At 69.3% G+C, this 212-nt stretch carries 1 protein-coding gene; it reads left to right on the top strand.

What is annotated here, in order from left to right:
- Positions 1-212: HNH endonuclease signature motif containing protein (locus EFL26_RS16510; protein WP_148046759.1), on the top strand; the 212-nt coding region annotated here is incomplete at both ends.

Genomic DNA, 212 nt, shown 5'->3' with positions numbered 1-212 from the left:
ACCGAGCAGATCGAGCTCAGGGACCGCACCTGCGTGTTCCCCTGGTGCAACCGCCCCGCACGCGGCTGCGACAAGGACCACGTCGTGCCCTGGGAGCACGGCGGTCCCACGTCGAGTGACAACCTCGCCGCACTGTGTCGACGCCACCACCGGTTGAAGACCCACGGCGGCTGGACCTACACGAGGGTCGAGCCCGGCACCTACCTCTGGCG

It is taken from the genome of Nocardioides pocheonensis (assembly GCF_003725535.1).
GTDB lineage: Bacteria > Actinomycetota > Actinomycetes > Propionibacteriales > Nocardioidaceae > Marmoricola > Marmoricola pocheonensis.
This window is presented reverse-complemented; position numbering and strand designations above follow the sequence as displayed.